Annotated in this window: 15 protein-coding genes; 11 read left to right on the forward strand and 4 right to left on the reverse strand. The window is 66.7% G+C overall.

The genetic code is table 11. The features are described 5' to 3' along the window. Positions 1-2 precede the first annotated feature (2 nt). A complete protein-coding gene (locus tag Poly30_RS22270; protein ID WP_145202615.1) occupies positions 3-1,463 on the reverse strand; it encodes a class I SAM-dependent methyltransferase in 1,461 nt (486 codons plus the stop codon). A gap of 239 nt (positions 1,464-1,702) precedes the next feature. Here Poly30_RS22270 and rfbF point away from each other — a divergent pair, with 239 nt between their 5' ends. The 10 genes from rfbF to Poly30_RS22320 all read left to right on the forward strand — a co-directional run bounded on the left by rfbF (position 1,703) and on the right by Poly30_RS22320 (position 13,654). After that, positions 1,703-2,479 carry a glucose-1-phosphate cytidylyltransferase gene (rfbF, locus tag Poly30_RS22275; protein ID WP_145202617.1) on the forward strand — a complete coding sequence of 259 codons (777 nt, stop codon included), beginning with the start codon at positions 1,703-1,705 and terminating at the stop codon, positions 2,477-2,479. A 76-nt stretch (positions 2,480-2,555) separates the two neighbouring features. Beyond that, positions 2,556-3,590, forward strand: coding sequence for an NAD-dependent epimerase/dehydratase family protein (locus Poly30_RS22280; RefSeq protein ID WP_145202619.1), 1,035 nt, complete (start codon positions 2,556-2,558; stop codon positions 3,588-3,590). Continuing rightward, a complete protein-coding gene (locus tag Poly30_RS22285) occupies positions 3,587-4,906 on the forward strand; it encodes a class I SAM-dependent methyltransferase (RefSeq protein WP_145202622.1) in 1,320 nt (439 codons plus the stop codon). Before Poly30_RS22280 ends, Poly30_RS22285 begins: the two co-directional genes overlap by 4 nt. Then, a complete protein-coding gene (locus Poly30_RS22290; protein ID WP_419190508.1) occupies positions 4,906-6,126 on the forward strand; it encodes a class I SAM-dependent methyltransferase in 1,221 nt (406 codons plus the stop codon). The genes Poly30_RS22285 and Poly30_RS22290 overlap by 1 nt, the downstream gene beginning before the upstream one ends. A 38-nt stretch (positions 6,127-6,164) precedes the next feature. Beyond that, positions 6,165-7,331, forward strand: coding sequence for a methyltransferase domain-containing protein (locus Poly30_RS22295; RefSeq protein ID WP_145202623.1), 1,167 nt, complete (start codon positions 6,165-6,167; stop codon positions 7,329-7,331). Positions 7,332-7,335: 4 nt separating this feature from the next. Continuing rightward, on the forward strand, positions 7,336-8,292 hold the full coding sequence (locus Poly30_RS22300) for a glycosyltransferase family 2 protein (RefSeq protein WP_419190509.1): 957 nt from the start codon (positions 7,336-7,338) through the stop codon (positions 8,290-8,292). A 101-nt stretch (positions 8,293-8,393) separates the two neighbouring features. Continuing rightward, complete coding sequence (locus tag Poly30_RS22305; protein ID WP_145202627.1) at positions 8,394-9,329, forward strand: hypothetical protein; 936 nt, start codon at positions 8,394-8,396, stop codon at positions 9,327-9,329. A 148-nt stretch (positions 9,330-9,477) separates the two neighbouring features. Further along, positions 9,478-11,943, forward strand: a complete 2,466-nt coding sequence (locus Poly30_RS22310) for a hypothetical protein (RefSeq protein WP_145202629.1) — start codon at positions 9,478-9,480, stop codon at positions 11,941-11,943. 83 nt (positions 11,944-12,026) lie between these two features. Further along, positions 12,027-13,094 carry a hypothetical protein gene (locus Poly30_RS22315; RefSeq protein ID WP_145202632.1) on the forward strand — a complete coding sequence of 356 codons (1,068 nt, stop codon included), beginning with the start codon at positions 12,027-12,029 and terminating at the stop codon, positions 13,092-13,094. A gap of 296 nt (positions 13,095-13,390) precedes the next feature. Then, positions 13,391-13,654 carry a hypothetical protein gene (locus Poly30_RS22320; RefSeq protein ID WP_145202635.1) on the forward strand — a complete coding sequence of 88 codons (264 nt, stop codon included), beginning with the start codon at positions 13,391-13,393 and terminating at the stop codon, positions 13,652-13,654. A gap of 437 nt (positions 13,655-14,091) precedes the next feature. On the opposite strand, the gene Poly30_RS22325 is transcribed toward Poly30_RS22320, so the two are convergent. Continuing rightward, the gene (locus tag Poly30_RS22325; protein ID WP_145202638.1) at positions 14,092-15,840 is read right to left on the reverse strand and encodes an outer membrane protein assembly factor BamB family protein; all 1,749 of its coding nucleotides are present in this window, start codon (positions 15,838-15,840) and stop codon (positions 14,092-14,094) included. Between the two features lie 470 nt (positions 15,841-16,310). Beyond that, positions 16,311-16,868 carry a transposase gene (locus Poly30_RS22330; RefSeq protein ID WP_419190510.1) on the reverse strand — a complete coding sequence of 186 codons (558 nt, stop codon included), beginning with the start codon at positions 16,866-16,868 and terminating at the stop codon, positions 16,311-16,313. Positions 16,869-17,506: 638 nt separating this feature from the next. Here Poly30_RS22330 and Poly30_RS22335 point away from each other — a divergent pair. Further along, complete coding sequence (locus tag Poly30_RS22335) at positions 17,507-18,541, forward strand: hypothetical protein (protein ID WP_145202643.1); 1,035 nt, start codon at positions 17,507-17,509, stop codon at positions 18,539-18,541. 36 nt (positions 18,542-18,577) lie between these two features. On the opposite strand, the gene xth is transcribed toward Poly30_RS22335, so the two are convergent. Further along, entirely contained in the window at positions 18,578-19,345 is a 768-nt protein-coding gene (xth, locus tag Poly30_RS22340) for an exodeoxyribonuclease III (RefSeq protein ID WP_145202646.1), read from the reverse strand. Between the last annotated feature and the right edge of the window lie 409 nt (positions 19,346-19,754).

Below are 19,754 nucleotides of genomic sequence, written 5' to 3' on the forward strand. Positions count from 1 at the left end.
TGTCAGATATCGAAGCGAACCGGGCCGCGCGGCTCGAGCCAACCGCCGTCCAGCGCTCTGCGCCCGATCGTCCGGCCGATCCGGTTCCAACCCCGGCGCGCATCTTCCGCCAGTGCCTCCGCGCGCGCCCGCTCCTCCACCAGGAGCCCGCGTGCCTCGTCCCGCTGGGCGATCAGGGCTTCCCGCTCCTCCAGCAGCACGTTGCGCGCATGGATGATCCGCTCCACCTCCTCGGCAAGCGAGCGAACGTCGTCCTCGTCGGTCTTCGGCAGTGCGCTCTGGATATGGGAACGCGCTCCCCCGATCACCTCGTTGAGCCGGGTGATCTCCCCGTAGACGTCCGTGAGCTCCTTGCTCCGCGACTCGAGCTCCGCGAGCTCGGCCGTTCGAAGCCTCGTGAGCTCGGCGATCATCTCCTTGTGGCCCGCGAGGTCCGCCGTCAACCCGCCGATCTGCTCGTCCTTGACCTTCGCCGTGACCTCTGCGCCCTCGCGCTCCAGGCTCAGCTCCTTGCGGAGCGCTTCAATCGTCTCGCGGTGGCCCGCAAGGTCGTCCACCACGGTCTTGAGCGACTCCGCCGACTCGCGCGCGTTCTTGGTGGCAGCGGCCACCTCGGCGTGCATTCGCTCGATCTCGGGCTGGTAGGTGTCGCGGAGCGCGTCGTAGCGCAGCAGCTCCGCCCCCATCTCGATCATCTTCTGCGTCGCCTCCTTCGGCGCCGAACCCGGGGGATCGAGCGCCGCCTGGAGATTGGGCATCGGCGCGTCGCCGAACACTCCCACGATGGCGTGTCGGTAGACCTCGCCGCCGTGGTCGCTGCGGAAGAGATGCTCGTTGTAGAAGCGGTAGATCCTCGGCGCGATGCCGTGCAAGAGCCCTTCGTGCTCGACGTAGAGCTCGAGCATCATGAGAAGCAGCCAGCGGTCGAGCGCCCCGTGACCGAAGACCTCGACGCGTGCGCCGCGCGAGCGAAGGATGCTGCGGGTTTGGACCGCGTCAGGAAGGCCGTTCTGCCGGTGCTCCGCGAGATAGCGATGCTCCCAATCGAGCCGCACCTTCAGGAAGTCGAGCAGGTTCTGTTCGGCCTCGGCGACCCGTGGCGAGTCGTAGGGGCCCGCGAGCATGACGTAGCGCCGGGCCACGCGACCGCACTCGTCAACAAAAGCGCCTCGCAGTCCAGGCGGGACGTGCTCCAGCGTGTCGAACGCCGCGACCACGTCGAAAGAATCGTCTTTGAAGGGCAGGTTCGCCCCGCTCCCCAGGATCAGCCCCGGCACGTCGGAGGGGTCCACGTCCACGAGTTCGACCTGGTCGTCCGGCAGAAACTCCCGCAGAAGGGCGGTCCGGCCGCCAACGTCGAGGACGCGGAAGCGCTCCCCCTCGCCCCGAACGCTCGCGAGAAGGGCCTTCACGAGCCCGTAGCGCTGATACTGGTCGAAGGGAAGGTCGAGAATGTCAGACATGACAGGTGGGATCGTGGACACAGGCTGTCTTCTTCGACCGCCCAGGCGAGAGTCTCTTCATCATTATGGGGACTTCAGCGCGACCCACGCTCGGTCGGTTCTATTCAGGTCGTCGAGCCGACCTGACCGATAGTGGGACATCGGTCGGGCGTCCGCCTGGCCTCAAGCCCGAAACGACGCGCGATTCAGGCGATCCAGAACCCATCATCCGCTCCCCAGGCCTCCCCTGCCCCACACCCATGAAGGTTGCCATTCTCGCTGGCGGCGTCGGCTCTCGCCTCTCGGAAGAGACCGTCGCCAAACCCAAGCCCATGGTGGAAGTGGGCGGGCGCCCGATCCTGTGGCACATCATGAAGAGCTACTCGGGCCAGGGCTTCCGTGACTTCGTCATTGCCCTCGGCTACAAGGGCGAGGTCATCAAGGAGTGGATGATCAACTACGCGCCGCTCAGCGCGAACCTCACGGTTCACACCCAGAGCGGCACGGTGGAGCACGAGACGCCCGAGGAGATCGAGGACTGGCGCGTCCAGCTCATCGACACCGGCCAGAGCACCGGCACCGGCGGCCGCGTCAAGCGCCTCAAGGACTACATCGGCAACGAGACGTTCATGCTCACATGGGGCGACGGGGTCGCCGACATCGACATCAACGAGCTCCTCAAGTTCCACAGAAGCCACGGCAAGCTCGCCACGGTCACAGCGGTACGCCCGCCCGCTCGCTTCGGTCTCCTGGAGATCGAAGGCGACGCGGTCAAGAGCTTCACGGAGAAGCCCCAGCTCGGGGAGGGCTGGATCAACGGCGCCTTCTTCGTGCTGGAGCCCGAGGTGTTCGACTACGTCGACGGAGATGAGACCATGTGGGAGAAGGCCCCCATGGAGACCCTCGCGCGAACGGGCCAGCTCATGGCGTACAAGCACCCCGGCTTCTGGCAGTGCATGGACACGCTCCGCCATCGCAAGATTCTGGAAGACCTCTGGGACGGCGGTGACGCTCCCTGGAAGAAGTACTGGCATTAGCCGCTCGACCGGCCACGCCGCTCCCCCCCAAGCTCACACAGCCCCGCCAACGAAACGTCTGCCCCCCGTCCCACCCATGAAAGTCCTCGTCACCGGCCATGAAGGCTACATCGGCTGCGTCCTCGTCCCGCTCTTCCAGAGCGCCGGCCACGAGGTCGTCGGCCTCGACAACGGCCTCTTCCGCGGCTGCGACTTCGACCCGCCCGTCCTCGACTGCGAGACGCTGACCCTGGACATCCGCGACGTCGAGCCGAAGCACCTCCAGGGCTTCGACGCCGTCGTGCACCTCGCGGGCATCTCGAACGATCCGCTCGGCGACCTGAACCCCCGCGGCACCTACGACATCAACCACGAGGCCTCGGTCCAGGTCGCTCGCGCCGCCAAGGCGGCCGGCGTCCCGCGCTTCATCCACTCGTCGTCCTGCAGCCTCTACGGCGCCGCGGGCGACGCTCCGATCGACGAGACCGGCGCCTTCAATCCGGTCACGCCCTACGGGGAGTCCAAGGTCTTCGTCGAGCGCGACGTCACGCCCATGGCCGACGACAGCTTCTCGCCGACGTTCCTCCGGAACTCGACCGCCTACGGCGTCTCGCCGCGCCTGCGCGGCGACCTCGTTGTCAACAACCTCACGGGCTACGCGCTCACGACCGGCGAGGTCCTGCTCAAGAGCGACGGCACGCCCTGGCGCCCGCTCGTGCACATCCGCGACATCTCCCGCGCCTTCCTGGCGGTCATGGAAGCCGACCGCAGCCTCGTGCACGGAAAGGCCTACAACGTGGGCGCGACGAAGGAGAACTACCAGATGATCGACGTGGCACGGATCGTCGCCGACGTCGTGCCCGACTCACACATCAAGATCGAGGAAGGCGCGGGTCCCGACAAGCGCTGCTACCGGGTCGACTGCGACCTCATCACGCGCGAACTCGGCTTCGAGTGCGAATGGACGGTGCGCCAGGGCGTCGAAGAGCTCTACGAGGCCTACAAGGCCCACGGGCTCACGCTCGACGAGTTCACGAGTTCCCGCTACGTCCGCATCCGCCACGTCAAGAGCCTCATCGACGGCGGCCAGATCGACACCAACCTGCGCTTCAAGGAGCGAGGCGTCGCATGAGCCCTTCCCCCCAGAACCGCCCCCGCGTGGAGGCCATCGATGGGTGCCGCTCGTGCGGCTCCACCGACCTGCACACGTTCCTCGACCTCGGCCTGATGCCGCTCTCGGACGGCCTGAAGAACGCGGACGAGATCGATCAGGAGGACGAGCGCTTCCCCCTGGAGGTCGCCTTCTGCGCGGCCTGCACGCTCGTACAGATCCGCCACACCGTCGCGCCCGAGGTGCTCTTCGCGGACGACTACCCGTACTACTCCTCGTTCTCCGACGCGCTGATCGCGCACTCGAAGAAGAACGTGGACGCGCGCATCGACGAGCTTCGACTCGGCCCCGACGACCTCGCGATCGAACTCGCCAGCAACGACGGCTACCTGCTTCAGCACTACGTCGCACGCGGCGTCAATGTCCAGGGCATCGACCCGGCCAAGGGCCCCGTGGAAGCCGCGCGCCAGAAGGGCATCCCGACCCACCACGAGTTCTTCACCGAGGCCTTCGCCGAGCAGCTGGCCGCCGACGGGGTCCGAGCCAGCGTCATCCACGGCAACAACGTCCTCGCCCACGTCGCCGACACCAACGGCTTCGTGCGCGGCATCAAGGCGCTGCTCGCCCCGGATGGCGTCGCCGTGATCGAGGTCCCCTACCTGCGCGACCTCATCGAGCACGCCGAGTTCGACACCATCTACCACGAGCACCTCTGCTACTTCTCCGCGCACGCGCTGGTGGAGCTGTTTCAGCGCTCGGGTCTACACCTCAACCGCGTCGAGCGCCTCTCGATCCACGGCGGTTCGCTGCGCCTCTTCGTCGGCCACGAGGACGATGCTGAAAGGTCGATCACCGAGCTGCTCGCCGAGGAGAAAGCCCTCGGCATGACCGGCCTCGACTACTACCGCTCGTTCACGGACAAGGTCGAAGCCGTCCGCGACGGCCTTCGCGCCATCGTCGCGAGCCTCAGGGGCGAGGGCAAGCGGATCGCCGGCTACGGCGCCGCCGCCAAGGGCGCGATCATGCTGGAGTACGCGGGACTCGGCACGGGTGACCTCGCCTGGGTCGCCGACCGCAACGTGCACAAACAGGGCCGGCACATGCCGGGCAATCACATCCCGATCGTCAGCCCCGACCGGATCCTCCAGGACCGCCCGGACTACCTCCTGATCCTGCCCTGGAACTTCAAGGACGAGATCATGTCCCAGCAGGCCGAGTTCGCGGCCGGCGGCGGGCAGTTCATCGTGCCCGTTCCGAAGCCGGAGATCCTCGCGCCCGCCCCGGCCGCCTCCCCGGCCGCCGCCCCTGAACCTCGAACCACCAAGGAGGCCAGCTGATGGCATCCACCGCCTCCACCACCACGAGCTCCGTGACGCACAAGTCCGCCCTGACCCACTGCCAGGCGTGCGGCTCCGAGTCCCTCGAGTCGTTCTACTCGCTGCCGTCCGTCCCGGTGCACTCGTGCCTGATGGTCAAGTCCCGCGAGGACGCGCTCGCGTTCCCGAGCGGTGAACTCAACGTCGCCGTCTGCCACGACTGCGGCTTCATCCAGAACCGCAAGTACGACCCGACGCTCCAGAACTACTCGCCCGAGTACGAGGAGACCCAGGGCTTCTCCGGCACGTTCCGCAAGTTCCAGACCGAACTCTGCCAGGACCAGGTCGCGCGCTACGGGCTCGGCGACAAGCTGGTCCTGGAGATCGGCTGCGGCAAGGGCGAGTTCCTGACCGAACTCTGCGAGATCAGCGGTGGTCGCGGCATCGGCATCGATCCCGGCTATCGCCCCGAGCGCAACACCTCGGAGGCCGCCAGCCGCATCGAGTTCCGCAACGAGTTCTACGCGCCCGAGCACGCCTCGCTGCGCGCCGACTACATCGCCTGCCGCCACACGCTGGAGCACATCGGCGACGTCAAGGGCTTCATGGAGATCGTCGCGAAGTCCGTCGAGGGCCGCGACGACGCCATCCTCTGCTTCGAGCTCCCGGGCACCGAGCGCATCCTCGAAGAGCGCGCGTTCTGGGACATCTACTACGAACACTGCTCCTACTTCACCCTCGGCAGCCTCGCGCGGCTCTTCCGCCGCCACGGCTTCCAGCTGCTCGATCTCTACAAGGGCTACGACGATCAGTACCTCCTGATCGAGGCGCGCACGGGGGATCCGAGCCTCGGGCGATGCTTCCCGGCCGAGGACGACCTCGCGGAAACGCTGCGCTCGGTCGAGGACTTCAAGTCAGCGATCCAGACCAAGTTCGACTCGCTCCGCGCAGACCTCGCCGAGGCCGCCGCGCGCGGTCCCGTCTTGCTCTGGGGCTCGGGTTCGAAGGCCGTCAGCTACCTCACGACCCTCGGCATCGGCGACGAGGTGACTGCCGTCGTCGACATCAATCCGCACAAGCACGGCAAGTTCCTCGCGGGCACGGGTCACGAGATCGTGGCGCCGGATGCCCTGAAGGAAGTCCAGCCCGCGCACGTGCTCATCATGAACGCCATCTACGTCGACGAGATCACGCGTGATATTCACGCGATGGGCCTCGCCCCCACGATCGCCGCGCTCTGATCCGAGCGTCCTTCCAGCCGTCCCCCAGGAACCGTTCCTTGCGCTGTCTCGTCTGCCAAACCGCTGACCTCGCTGTCTTCTTCGACGCGGGGGAACAGCCCGTCTTCGCCAACGTCCTGTACGACACCCGCGAAGACGCGCTCGCCGCGCCGCGCGGACGCATTCGCCTCGGCGGCTGCCCCGCGTGCGGCTTCGTGCACAACGTGGACTTCGATCCCGAGCTCGTCGCGTACGCGCCGGGCTACGAGAACTCGCTGCACGGCTCGCCCACGTTCCAGGCCTTCGCCGAGGAGCTGGCGCGTGGACTGGTCGAGCGGCATTCGCTGAAGGGTGGCCGCGCCGTCGAGATCGGCGGCGGTCGCGCGGAGTTCATGGCCCTGCTCATGGAAGCGGGCCTCTCCGAGGGGCTCGTGATGGACCCGAGTTCGCCGGACGACGCTCTCGTCACCTCGGACTCGCTGCGGATCGAGCGCAGGCTCTTCGAACCCGCGGACGCGGGCGGAGGCGAGCACGCGACCCGGCTCCTGCTCACTCGCCACGTCCTCGAACACGTCGAGGCGCCGCGCGACTTCGTGGAACTCCTCGCGAGCGCCGCGCGCGCCGCCGAAGCCGGCCTCTACGTCGAGGTCCCGAACGGCCTCTGGACGATCCGCGACCTCGGCGTCTGGGACGTCATCTACGAGCACTGCTCCTACTTCACCCCCGGCGCGCTCCGGGCTCTCCTGGCCGGCGCGGGCGCCGTCACGGAGCCCCGCGAGGCCTTCGGCGGACAGTTTCTGTGCGCCGAGGCCGCGAGCATCGGCGAACCGATTTCCTTCAGTACGGAGGCTTTCGGAGCCTCTGGGGAAGAGGCCGACCTGCGCGCCGAATTCGGGCGAACGTTCGGCGAGATCCAGGCCCGCTGGGCCGAGCGCCTGACGGGCGCCAGGGCGGCAGGCGACCGCATGGCCATCTGGGGCGCTGGCTCAAAAGGGGCCACGTTCCTGAACATGACCGGCCAGGAGGATGTCATCTTCTGCGCGATCGACGTGAATCCTCGCAAGCTGGGCCGCTTCATTCCGGGAACGGGCCACCCGATCGTCGGTCCCGACTCCCTCCGAGACATCGAACTCGCCGAAATCGTGGTCATGAACCCCCTCTACCGTGATGAGATCGCCTCCATGGCGAAGAGCGCGGGTTCCTCGGCCACCGTCACGGTCGTCTGACCCCATGCATTCCACCAGCAAACCGATCCCCCCCGTTTCGATTGGCCTTCCCGTCTACAACGGAGAGGCCTTTCTGGAGGAGGCGATCCGCTCGGCGATGGATCAGACGTTCGGCGACTTCGAACTCATCCTCTGCGACAACGCCTCGACCGACGGCACCCGCGAGATCTGCGCGGAGTGGGCGGCGCGCGACCAGCGCGTACGCTGGGCGCGGAGCGAGGTCCACACGGGCGCCGCGGGCAACTTCAATCGCGCATTCGGGCTCGCCCGAGGCCAGTACTTCCGCTGGGCTGCCCACGATGACCTGACGGAGCCGACGTACCTGGAGCGATGCGTCGAGCGCCTGCGGGGCGATCACGAGATCGTGCTCGCGCACTCGGAGATGGTCGAGATCGACGAGCAAGGGCGCGTGACGCGCGAACTCGGCTGGCCGATCCAGAACGCGAACTGTCCGAACCTCGTGGAGCGCTTCGCCGGCGCCATCCACCTCGATCACGGCTGCTTCGACGTCTTCGGTCTCATCCGCCGGAGCGCGCTCGCGAAGACGCACCTGATCGCGCCGTACCTGGGTTCCGATCGAGTGCTGCTCGCCGAGCTTGCGCTGCAGGGACGCCTGGTCCGCGTGGATGAAGTGCTGTTCCAATCGCGCGAGCATCCTCAGCGGTCGATCCGGATGCGCTCGGACGCCGCCCGTGACCAGTGGTTCGCCTCGGGTCGTCCCGCGGCCAAGTTCCGCCCGGCGTGGCGTCGACTCGGCGCCATCCGCGATGCGGTAAAGCGCGCGGACCTGACGATGGTGGAGCGCCTTCAGTGCCAGGCTGCCATCACGAAGTGGGCCCTGCGCCAGCGCGGATCGCTCTATCGGGAACTCGTCGGTCAAGGCCGCCCGGGCGACGTCGACGAGAAGATCCCGCCGGAGCCCATGGGTGAGACCGCGACGCCTGGGCCCGAGCTGAGCTGATGCACACGTTCGGCGTAGCCGAATGGGCCACCGATCCAGCGATGGGGCCTGGCAGGGCGCGGCGCGGACTGGTTCTGTGGTTTCTGGTCACCACCGCGTTCATGCTCCTGCCGTTTCGGTTCGAGTATCTTGGGCCGCGACGAGTCCACAACGGCCTTCGTTCGCTCGACGGCGTCGGAGTTGGGTTCCACGGCCCTTCGGTCCTGCGCACGGCCGGGCCGCCGGCGTGGCTGGCGGCGGCGCTGGAGTCGCGCGAGCTCGACGTCGCCCTGGAGCTCCGCACCGACCGCGCCGAGCAGAGTGGCCCTGCCCGCATCGTCACGCTCTCGGGGGGCTCGCTGGTTCGCAACTTCACGGTCGCCCAGAAGGGCCCGGACCTCGTCGTGAGGGCGCGCCGCGAGGGATCCGATGCGAACGGCATGGCGCCACTGAAGGTCGATGGCGTCTTCGCGGTGCCGCAGGACCTGCGACTCGAAGTCCGGTTCCGGGAGCATCTGATCGAGATCCTCGTGGATGGCGAGCCCAGGTTCCGGGAGAAGGTCGCGACCAGCGTCTTCGAGGACTGGGATCCGACGTACCGGCTCGCGCTCGGGGACGAGGTGGACGGCGCACGCGGCTGGGAGGGGGAGCTGCATACCGCCGTCGCCACGGTGGCGGGCGTCCCCCACGATCTGCTCGCCGATCCGGAGCTCGAGCGGCCAGAGACGTTCTGGGAGATCCCGGAGCAGACGAGGAGGCTCTGGCGGATCGAGACGTCCCACGCGTGGCTGGTCGAGCCCTTGCACACGCTGATCTTCGTCGTGTTCGGCGTGCTTCTGAGCCTCGGCCAGCGGAGGTTCCGCGCTGGAGGGGTCCTTCGCGCCGCCCTGCTGGCCCTCGTGCTCGGCACGCTGTTCCAGCTGGCAAAGGTCTGCTTTCCGGGCCGTCACCCGTCGCTCATGCATGTGCCGTTCAACGCCCTGGGAGCGGCCCTGGGCGCCTGGCTCGCGTCACGCGTGGCCGTGCCTCTGAAGCAACCTGGGCCAGCGAGCGAGTGAGCGTACGTGCATGCGTCTGCCTGCCGCGGGGCGGATCGCATGGAGCAGGGAATTTGACCGGGAATGTCGGTCGCCGAAAGGGACGGTCTCGCAGGAGGCGCAGAGGGGCCGACTCGGGTCCCCTACCGACTCCCTACCTCTCCTTTCGATGCATTCACTCCAGCGACTCCTGCTCCCGCTTGCGCTCTGCTCTGTCGCGCCAGCGGCTCTCTCCCAGGGACATCCGTACTCGTTCGAAGACCCCAGCGCGGATCCGTCCGCACGTTTTCCGCGCCCGACCGTTGCGGGAACGGATGACGCCATCCCTGCACGGTACGGCCCCTGGTCGCCGGTGATCGGCATGCCGGACGAGGGCGGCGTGCAGCGAAGCGACGAAGAACTGGCGCAGATATTCGCGAGCGGCGGGTCGCAGGCAGAAGCTCCCGACCCGAGGGCCACCCTCTATTCCGAAACCGTCGACGGGATGACGTGGCTTCGGGCCCGGGCCTTCAAGGCCAGGGTGGCAGCGGACGGCTTCCAGTACATCCCGTTCCTCGGATCCGAGGCCCCGCGCAACTTTCCCGTCTCCTTCCGCCTGGAGCGCGCGACGCTCGGAGGGCGCGAGATTCCACTGAGTCCTGAAGCGGAGGTCACCCGCGAAGGGGATCGATTCATCCTCGACCGCGGCGCCGTCGACGTGATCTACGACGTCGAACTCGACTCGGTCGAGCAAAGCTTCGCGCTCGACGTGGCAGGGGCCTCCGGCGATCTCGTCCTGGACATCGACGTCGAAACCGACCTCCGCTTCGAGGTGGCGCCGGACAGTAGCTTCCGATTCGCCAGCTCCTTCGGTGGCATGAGCTACGGCACGGCGATCGTGCTCGACGGCGCGGGCCGCAGGGCCGACGTTCCCGCGACCTTCGACGGCCACGCGATTCACCTCACCGTCCCCGCGACCTTCGTGGCAGCAGCCGATGGGCCGATCCTCGTGGACCCCTTGCTGGGCACCTACGTGGTCTCGGCCTACGGCGGCGATCAGGAACGGCCCGACCTCGCCTACGATCGCAACACGGACTCGTTCATCCACGTCTACGAGGACGACTTCTCGGGCAGCGATGGTGACGTCTTCTTCCGGCGCTGGGACAGCACCGGCGCCTATATCGATCAGGGCTATGTCGATCTCACGGGCGACAACTGGCGCAGCCCGAGCGTGGCCAACATCGACTTCCTGAACCGAAGCCTGATCGTGGCGGAGCGCACGCCCGCCGGGACGACGGATAACGAAGTGGTGGGCCGCTTCTTCCGCTACTCCGTGCAGGCTCTGGAGCCCGTTCTTCTGATCGGCGAGTCCGCTGCAGGCTGGGACAACTTCATCCCGGACGTGGGTGGAAGCTGGGCACCGAGTACCGACGGAACGTTCTGTGTGGTGTGGCAGCGGCGCTTCTCGAGCGGGAATCAGCTTCGCTACCGCATCGTTCGTGGGAACAGCACCCTGGAACCGATTCAGTTCGTCAACACCGGCACGAATCTCGACGTGTACGAGACGGTCATCTCGAAGTCGAGCGGCAACCCCACGTCGGTCAACACCTGGAACGTGGCGTTCCGAACGGTGAACCAGGCGGACTCCACGGAGGGGATCTGGAGCATGCAGGTCAACGGCGACGGAACGATCCTGAACGGGCCGGTCGAGGTCTACGGGCAGCCTGCCGGGACGCTGATTCGCGAACTCGATGTTTCCGAGGGACTGTCGCTCGACGGCCTCGATCCAACGTACCTCATCACCTACGACCAGTTCTCCTCCAGCCCCGAGAGCAAGCCGATCCTCGTGTGCCGCGGAAGCGTTCGCGAGCGGATCGTTCAGCTCACGAGCCTCGAGCACAGCTTCGACCTCGGCACGAACTCGACCGGCATCCGATTCGGGACCACGGCGACGGACTTCCTGATCAGCTACCTCGAGTCGCGCAACGGCAACCCGTTCCAGGCCTACCTCACGGCCGTCGATCTCCTTCCGTTCGACAACCTCGGCGTGTCCGAGCGCCGGACCGACCTCGGCTCGGTCAGCACCGTCTCTGTTCGAGGGACCGCCTCCATCGCTTCGCGACAATCGGGTGGCCTGACGAGTTCCTTCAGCCACATCAACTGGTCGGGTCTTGGCACGCTGACCGCCTGGGACGTTCGCGCCGCATGGCACTCCGCGTCCAACGGCGACGCGACCGGCCTTCAGTACTGCCAGAGCGAGCCGAACAGCACCGGCGACTACGGCTTCCTGGCCATGTACGGTGACGTGTTCCTCGGGACCACCAAGCAGCTCGTCGCGACGGCCCTGCCGCCCAACTCGGTGGGATTCTTCATCACCGGCAACGGATTCAACGTGGTGATGAACCCCGGCGGCAGCGTCGGCAACCTCTGCGTCGCGGGCGGCACGCTGCTCGGGCGCTACTCCAGCCTCGCGGCCTCGTCGGGTCCGAGCGGCCGTCTCACCCTGAACGTCGACCCGCTCAACATCCCGACGCAGTTCGGTGCGACGGCCGCCCTGGCCGGACAGTTCTGGCAGTTCCAGTGCTGGCACCGTGACTCGATGGGCGGCGCGGCGGTGTCGAACTTCACCAACGCCGTGACGATTCGGTTCCAGTAAGGAGTTCGAGAACGCAGGCCCCGGTACGCTGTTCAGGCCACGGAGACGCCCTTCGTGGATCGCCCCTCCCCTTCGGACTGGACATGCATACCCCGGACTACCGTGCGCTCGTCGCTTCGTCCATCCTCGCCGCGGGGCTCAGCTCCTGCGGCGAGCCGGATCGCCCGGTCGACGTCGAGGTCTGGCACGGCGCCACCCAGCGGGTCGGGCACCTCGGCGACGCCCAGGACGACTTCAACCTGATGGGCGTCGTGAGCGGCACCGAGTTCGCCTACACCGTGAACGGCGGCCCGCCCGAACCGCTCGTCGTGTCGTTCGACGACTTCGGCTTCCGAAGGCTCGGCGCCGCGGGTCACTTCAACGTGGACGTGCCGATCACTTCGCTCGACCCCGGCGACAACCTGATCGAGATCTCGGTGAAGAGCGACCAGGGTGAACTCACCGCCCGCACGACCGTCCATCGGGCGCTCGAAGGCAGCGCCGAGTTGCCTTACCGGATCGACTGGTCGGAAGTCGCCCACCCGCAGGACGTCGGCCAGATCGTCGATGGCCGCTGGCAGCTCGAAGCCGACGGGCTGCGCTCGGAGGAGCCGCTCTACGATCGCCTGTTCCTGATCGGCAATCGGACCTGGGAGGACTACCGGATCACGACGACCGTGACCGTGCACCGCGTACCGGAAGTGACCGGCCCCAGGAGCGGCGGCTCGGGCCTCGGATTCATCTTCCGCTTCACTGGACACACCGTGTCGCCGCCGCGTTTCCCCGAAGCCCGGCCGAAGTGGGGCTACCAGCCGTTCGGCGCGATCACGTGGCTGCGCTGGTCGAAGGCGCAGCCGGCCGCCGCTCCCGTTCGGCAGTTCTACCGCGGCGACAAGGACGAGTCGAAGGACGCCGGCCCGCTCTCACCGTTCGAGATCGGCGCCGCGTACGGCATGACGGCGGAGTGCGTGACGAGCGAGAAGGACCCGAACACCACCACCTATCGGCTGCGCGTCTGGCCGAGCGACCGCACGGAGCCAGCGGGCTGGGACTACGAGATCGAACAGACCTCGGAGACGGCCCTGCGAGCCGGCGGCGTGGCGCTGGTCGCCCACCATGTGAACGTGACGTTCGGAGACGTTTCGATCACTCCGATGACAGGGACCCGATAGGCGCCCGACGTCATGGGCTCCGCTCCGGGCGGCACGGCAATAGACTCGGGCGAGACGGCGATCCGCACGGCTCGCCGCCTCGCATCGACTCACCCCTACTGGATCGCGTGACTCCGGACCACCTGGAGGGTCCGGGGAACCGATAGCCTTAAGGGCCGCCCCCCATTTCGATAGCGCGTGATCCATGACGAACTCGGGCCCGCCAGGCTGGACCTACCCCGCGTTCGAGGTGCCTGCGGAAGGGCTGCACGGGCCGCCCGCGACCGATCTCCCCCCGCAACGTCACCTTCGAGATCGTGGGTCCCTCTGGCGATCCCCTGGACGTCGACACGATCATCGTCCACGAGCAAACCGTGGACGGCCCCATCGCGGTGAGTCCCTTCCGCATGCCCGAAGATACCGGGACGTGGCGCTTCGGCGTTCGAGGTCTGAAGGCAGGCAACAGGGCCTCCTTCCGGGTCCATGCGGAAGTGAACGACGCACCGGTGGCCGGGACCCTGGTGCTCGAAGCGCTCGGGATGTCGGTCGATGTGGCCGCCGGACAGGTGACACTGCAGTAGGAGCCGGGATCCGGAGCTCCACAGCCGGGAGCGACTTCATCCTCACTTCCGGGCTCTTGATCCAACGACTCGACCAAGGCGAGCGGTCACGTCCCTGTCAACGCGCTCGAAGCCATCGGGGGTTTGGCGCAATGCCGCGGGCGCGGATGCGCCAATGACAAGGTCACCAGGTCGACTAGCCCGCAAAATTCACGAGGTTGTGCCACCAGTGCGTTCAAACCGCGTTGTGGCAAGGAAGATTCGCGCACGGCGCGGAAGCGGGCCCGTAGGCCCGCTGAGCACGCTGTGAGCGAACCCGCGAAGCGGGCGAAGGCTGTAGGCCTTCGTCTGACGCAGCCACGGCGTGGTTTGGGCGTGCTGGTGGTGCAACCTCGTGAATTTTGGGGGCGGGGCCGGTGGACGGAGAGTCGGCGTCCCGTGCTGGCAAGTCCGCGCCCCTACTGAAAGTCGACCTGGATCGCGCTCGTGAAGTTCGAGGTCGCTTGCCCCATCACCGAGTCCCGGTGCCAGGCCTGGAAGTAGTAGGTCATGCCTGGCTGGAGAACCACCGTCCCGGCGGAGGAGGGGACCCCGCGGAGTTCTAGCTGCAGCGATACCGTGCCGCTGGCGTTGGTGAACTGCACCTGCAAGGGCCCGACGTAGCGGCCAATCAGGGGACTCGCTATGCAGAGGTTGCCCTGGGCGTTGCCCGGGTTCGAGACGAAGCCCGCCGTCGGCGACGCGAGGAAGAGACAGACCGAGTTCACCGGGAGCTGGCTCGCGCGGAGCGTGAGGTTGTTCGCGGCGACCTCTGCGGAACCAGCGGCATGGAGTTCGCCGACCTGCCCCGTCGAGTTGGCGAACACCTGCACGCACTGGGTCGCGGAGGGATCCGATGACGGGATCACTTTGGCGATTTGCGCAGCGTCGGTGAACCCGTTTCCCACCCGGAGGCTCGCGCCCGCCCACACGTTGCCACGGGAGTCGATCGCAGGCGCCGTCATGCCGCCGAGCTGCCCCAGAAGCGTGCCGAGCTGAACCAGGTCGCGCTGGTTGCCCGCGGCGTCCAGGTACTCGATCGACGGATCGTATCCGCCGCCGCTCGCGATGTTCACCCGCGCGGCCAGAACGACGCCGTCGTCGCCATCGGCGGCGATTCCGGCGTAGTCCCGAATGGGTGCGGGCGCAGCGCGGTCCCAGACGACGTTTCCGCTTCGGTCGAACCTCGTCACGCTGCCGTTCAGGGGAAAGGGCGCCATGTACACCACGTCGCCCGTCGTCGTGTAGGCGGACGCGCCGGAATTTGCGATTCCAACCAGCGGCGCGGACCATGCCAGCTGGCCCTGTGGGTCCAGTTCGATCGCCCCGTCTACCTGCTGAGCGAAAAAGAAGCGGCCATCGTCGCTGACCGACGCGGCACCGAGGGGCCTCTCGAAGGACTGCAACCCCGCGGCCGAGTAGACGACCTGGCCAGCGCTATCGATGCGCTCCGCCGTCAGAAATCCCCCGCCGTAGTACGCCATGTAGGCATCGCCTCCGCCGAAGGCGGCGGTCATGGGCATCAGGGAAGGCGCCTCGTGAGTCCAGAGAATGCTGCCCGTCGAGCCGTCGATCTTGCGCATCGACGCACGTCCCGTGAAGACCGGGAGAGTGAGACTGTCCATCACCGTCGCGACGTAGATGTCGCCGTTCGGAGCTGGCCCGTGCTCGGCCCGCACGACGGGCGCGAAGGGGACGGTCGAAGGGATCTCCACATCCCAGTTGAGGCTTCCCTGCTCATCGAAGGAGAGCATGCGAAACTCCTCGCCGATCGACACCAGCACGACGGCATCGCGCGCCGTCGTGACGATGACATCCTGCACGGAGAGGTAGCCCGTGAACGTGGGCGCGATCGGGTAGGTACGGCTCCAGTCCGGAAAACCATCTTCCGTCCAGCGACGAAGCAGAAGCGCGTCGGACCCTCCGCTGGTCGGGGAGCTGATCCCGAAGGCGGCCACGCAGCCGCCGCTGGCGACCGGTGCACTGGAGCCCAGGGATTCATAGGTCGCGATCCCGCCGAACTGGACGGTCTGGAAGACAGCCTCGTCGATGGGCTGGATCCAACCGAGTTCGTACTGGGCTCGCGCGCTGGTCGGGAGGGCCGCGATCGGTGCCAGCAAGAGAGCGAGTCGACCGAGTCCGGGAAGGGGGTTCTTGTCTTGAAACATGGCCAGATGGGGGAAGGTGCGAGCGCTGTGTCTGGAGCGGGCATGCCCTTTCCCAGCATAGTCGAAGGGTAAAAATCGGGCTCAACCTCGTCACGAAGCCCTTGCCTCACTTCCAACGGCGCGATCGAGGAGCCGAGTCGGCGGACCAAATGAAACTTTCGGGTCTTCAGCCGAATTCTATGGGCCTGAAACGCTCCCGTCCTGCGGCGAACAAGGAGCTCTGCGCCTGGAGTTAACTCCGCTGGACTCCGGAACTCCTGCCAATGCGACCAAAGAAGCGGAGGAGCCGGGAGGATCGAGGGGGCGTGGCGCCCCTGTGAGGGATGGAGGGATGGAGGGATGGAGGGATGGAAGTACGCGAGCTTGGGCCTGGCCTCCGCCTCGAGAGACGTAGGCAAGAAGTCGAGTCGCGGAGGCGAAGAGTGGAAGTCGCGAAGCCGTCCCGCAACGGGTCGCCCCGGAGGCGTGAGCTACGCCTGGAGACGCCCGGTGACACGCGGGAGGTCGTGGATCGTGAGCAGTCCCTTGGCGCCACCCTTCGTCCAGCCCGTCCGCAGGAGCCAACTCTGCGCCTCCACGCTCACGCAATCGACCTTGTCCACACTCTGACGCTCCGCAAAACCGCCAAAGGACATCGCGCTCGAACAAGGATCCAGAATCCCCAACCCGAGCCCGTGGTGCACATCATTTCTCAGCACGTACTTCAAAACGTTCCGCATCTGCGTCGGCGACGTGATCACCTCCAGATGAAATCGCTCTGCAAAAACGCTCCCTTGCCTCACCCGACCCCAAAGCCGATTCAAACGCATCCCCAGCCCGGTATTCAAACTCGCCATCCCCTTCGAAAGGTCACCTGAGTTCTCCGCCTCCACGATCAGGTGCACGTGATTGCTCATCACCGAGAACTCCACGATCCGAACCAGCCCACCTCGATTCACCCGCGCAATCGCCGCCCTCACCACCGCCATCTCCTCATCCATCCGAAGACACCGAAACCCCTTCTTCAGCTTGATGGTGACATGGGCCACACCGCCCTTCATCTCCTCCCGGCTCCCGTGGGCTACCCGAGAATCCTTGGTCCTCCTCGGCCCACGCCGCTTCTTCGGCACCGCAAAACCAAACACCGCCTGCAAAACAACCGACCTCCCCATACGCGCTTTCGCCATGCAGGGTCATAGCCCAAACGAGCAAATCAATCAACCATGAATAGCCTCCAAACCACGCTTTAAAGCTCAAACTCGGCACTTTAGCCAATTCCACCATCCTCGCTAAAACAGTATACTCGGCAGACCTTTCCCACCGGCCGACGCGCACTCCGCGCCCCCAGGTCTCCCAGTCTCGCCTCGCTCTCACAAGGCGTGGGCCAGGGCCAAGCTCGCACCCTGACAACTCCCCATCCCTCCCAAGGCCGCCGCACCTCTCGGGCCTCCCGCTCCTTCCGCTTCCTTGATTGTCTTGGTAGCCGCCCAGCAGCCCAGCAAACTCCCTCCCCGCCAAGCCCCAAGCCCCAAGCCCCAAGCCCGCGACAGTCATGTGAATGCGGCGCATCCGTCCCACAGATCTCTCCAAAGACCCGAAATTTCGAAGATCGAGAGGGTGGCCCGGCTGACTTCTCGCCTTGGGATCGGCCACGATTTCTCGGACCCCTCCCCCTGACCTACCTCCCATGACCTCGCTTCGCCTCTTCACCTGGACCTCTGTCCTCGTCCTCCTCACCTCCAGCTCGAACGCGCTGGCCCAGACTGGCCCGATCCCGCCGTTCGTCGGCGAACAGTTCGAGGGGTTCGAGACCCAGTTCGTAGGCGTCGGCGGCCAGCACCCCCCCGGCGGCACGACCTCGCTCATCGGCGGCCTCTTCGACGGGACGGCCTCCCTCTCCACGTCGGGCGGCTCGATCCTGATCCAGCTCAGCGGATCGACCTTCAGCACCTGCTCGTCCGTCCATCGAACCGGCAGCTTTCAGCTCGGCTGCTTCCTCGGCGGATGCTCGATCCAGTTCACCTCCGATCAGGCGGCCCTCGGCGGGTACTTCGCCACCGACAACAGCACGGCCCAGGATCCGTTCTCGCGGGAATGGGACGTTCGCTTCTTCGACGCGTCAGGTAATTCGATCGGCATCGAGACCTTCCTCATCTCGAACCAGTGCGGCCAGTACGAGTGGCAGGGCTGGTCACTTCCGAGCGGCACCCGCCGCGTCACCTTCGAAGGGCGCCTGCCGAACAAGACCTTGCTCATGGATGACCTGATGGTCTCCCCCACGCTGCCGCTCGGACGCGCGCACTGCGTCTCCGAAGAGACGAGCCTCGAAGAGCGCGGCTACTGCGGCGCGACCGGCTCCAGTAGCGCGGCCAGCAACGCGGTGAGCCTCCACGCCACGCAGCTTCCACCGAACGCCTTCGGGTTCTTCCTCGCCAGCCGCGACGCGGGCCTCGTCGTCCATCCCGGCGGCAGCGCGGGCACGCTGTGCCTCGGCGGCTCCATCGGTCGCTACGTGGGTCCCGGTCAGATCCAGAACTCCGGCGCGAGCGGGAGCTTCTCACTCCCCCTCGACCTGACCGCCATCCCCCAGCCCAACGGCGCCGTCCCGGCGCAGGCCGGGGAAACGTGGCGCTTCCAGGCGTGGTTCCGGGACGTCACGACGACCTCACCGCCGATCCCGACGTCCAACTTCACGAGCGGACTCGAGATCACGTGGGATTGACAGATCCCGCCGCCCCGCGCGAACGCCCATCGAAGATCAGTCGATCGTGCAGATCACGGGCGCGTGATCGCTCGGCTTCTCGCCGTCGCGCGCTTCGAGATCGACCTCGACGCTCGAGCAAGCGTCGAGAGCTGGCGGCGAGAGCAGGAAGTGATCGATCCGTAGCCCGTTGCCGCGCTTGAAGCCGCGCGTGCGGAAGTCCCACCACGTGTAGATCCCCGGCTCGTCCGTGTGCTTGCGCAGCGCGTCGCCGAGGCCGGGCTCCATGATCTTCGCGAGGGCGTCGCGCTCCGGCTGACTGCAGAGGATCTTGCCTTCCCACTTGGCCGGGTCGTAGACGTCGCGATCGTCGAACGTCACGTTGAAGTCGCCGGTGACCACGACCTTCTCGGTCATGGGGAAGCTCTCCTTCACGTACTCCGCGACGTCCGCCATCCACTTCAGCTTGTACTCGTACTTGTCGCAGCCGACCTCGCGCCCGTTCACGACGTAGAGATCGAGCAGCATCACGTCCTCGACCTTCGCCGCGATCACGCGCGCCTCGGGGTGGTGATCCTTGCCCGGGATGCCCATCACCACGTCCTCGATCGGGGCCTTCGAGAGGATCGCGACGCCGTTGTAGGTCTTCTGCCCGTGGAAGGCGATGCTGTAGCCGAGCCCCTCGATCTCGTCCCTCGGAAAGAGCTCGTCCACGACCTTGGTCTCCTGGAGGCAGACCACGTCGGGGCTCTGGCGCTCCAGGAACTCGAGGACCCGGGGCATTCGCGCGCGCAGGGAATTGACGTTCCAGGTGACGATTCTCATGAATCCGATTCCTTTGGGGTGAGGGGAGGCGCCGGGGGCCTTCCAGGTCGCCTTCGAGGGCGGCCACCGACCCGGAATTCCTTTCCTGGGGGCCGTGAGGGCCGAAATAGGCCCCAGGCTGAGGCAGGGCCAACCCGACGCCGGGAGTCTACCGAAAGGCCTGCGGAGGCCCCATCAGAAGCCCGGGAAGGCCCTTCGGCTCAAGGAATGTCTCCAGAATCCCGATGGACCCCTACGGAGCGGCAGCCTGACGGCTTACCCTTCCGACAACGAAACTGCAGCTCCCGCGCGCCAGCTGTGCCCGACCCACGAGAACGAACGGTCCCCCGCACACACGCCGAGGTCCAACGTCCGGCCATCGAAACGATATTTTGCCGGCGCCTCCCGCGCGCACCATCGACCCTGAGCT

The sequence above is a fragment of the Saltatorellus ferox genome (genome assembly GCA_007751475.1).
In the GTDB taxonomy this organism is placed as follows: Bacteria; Planctomycetota; UBA1135; order UBA1135.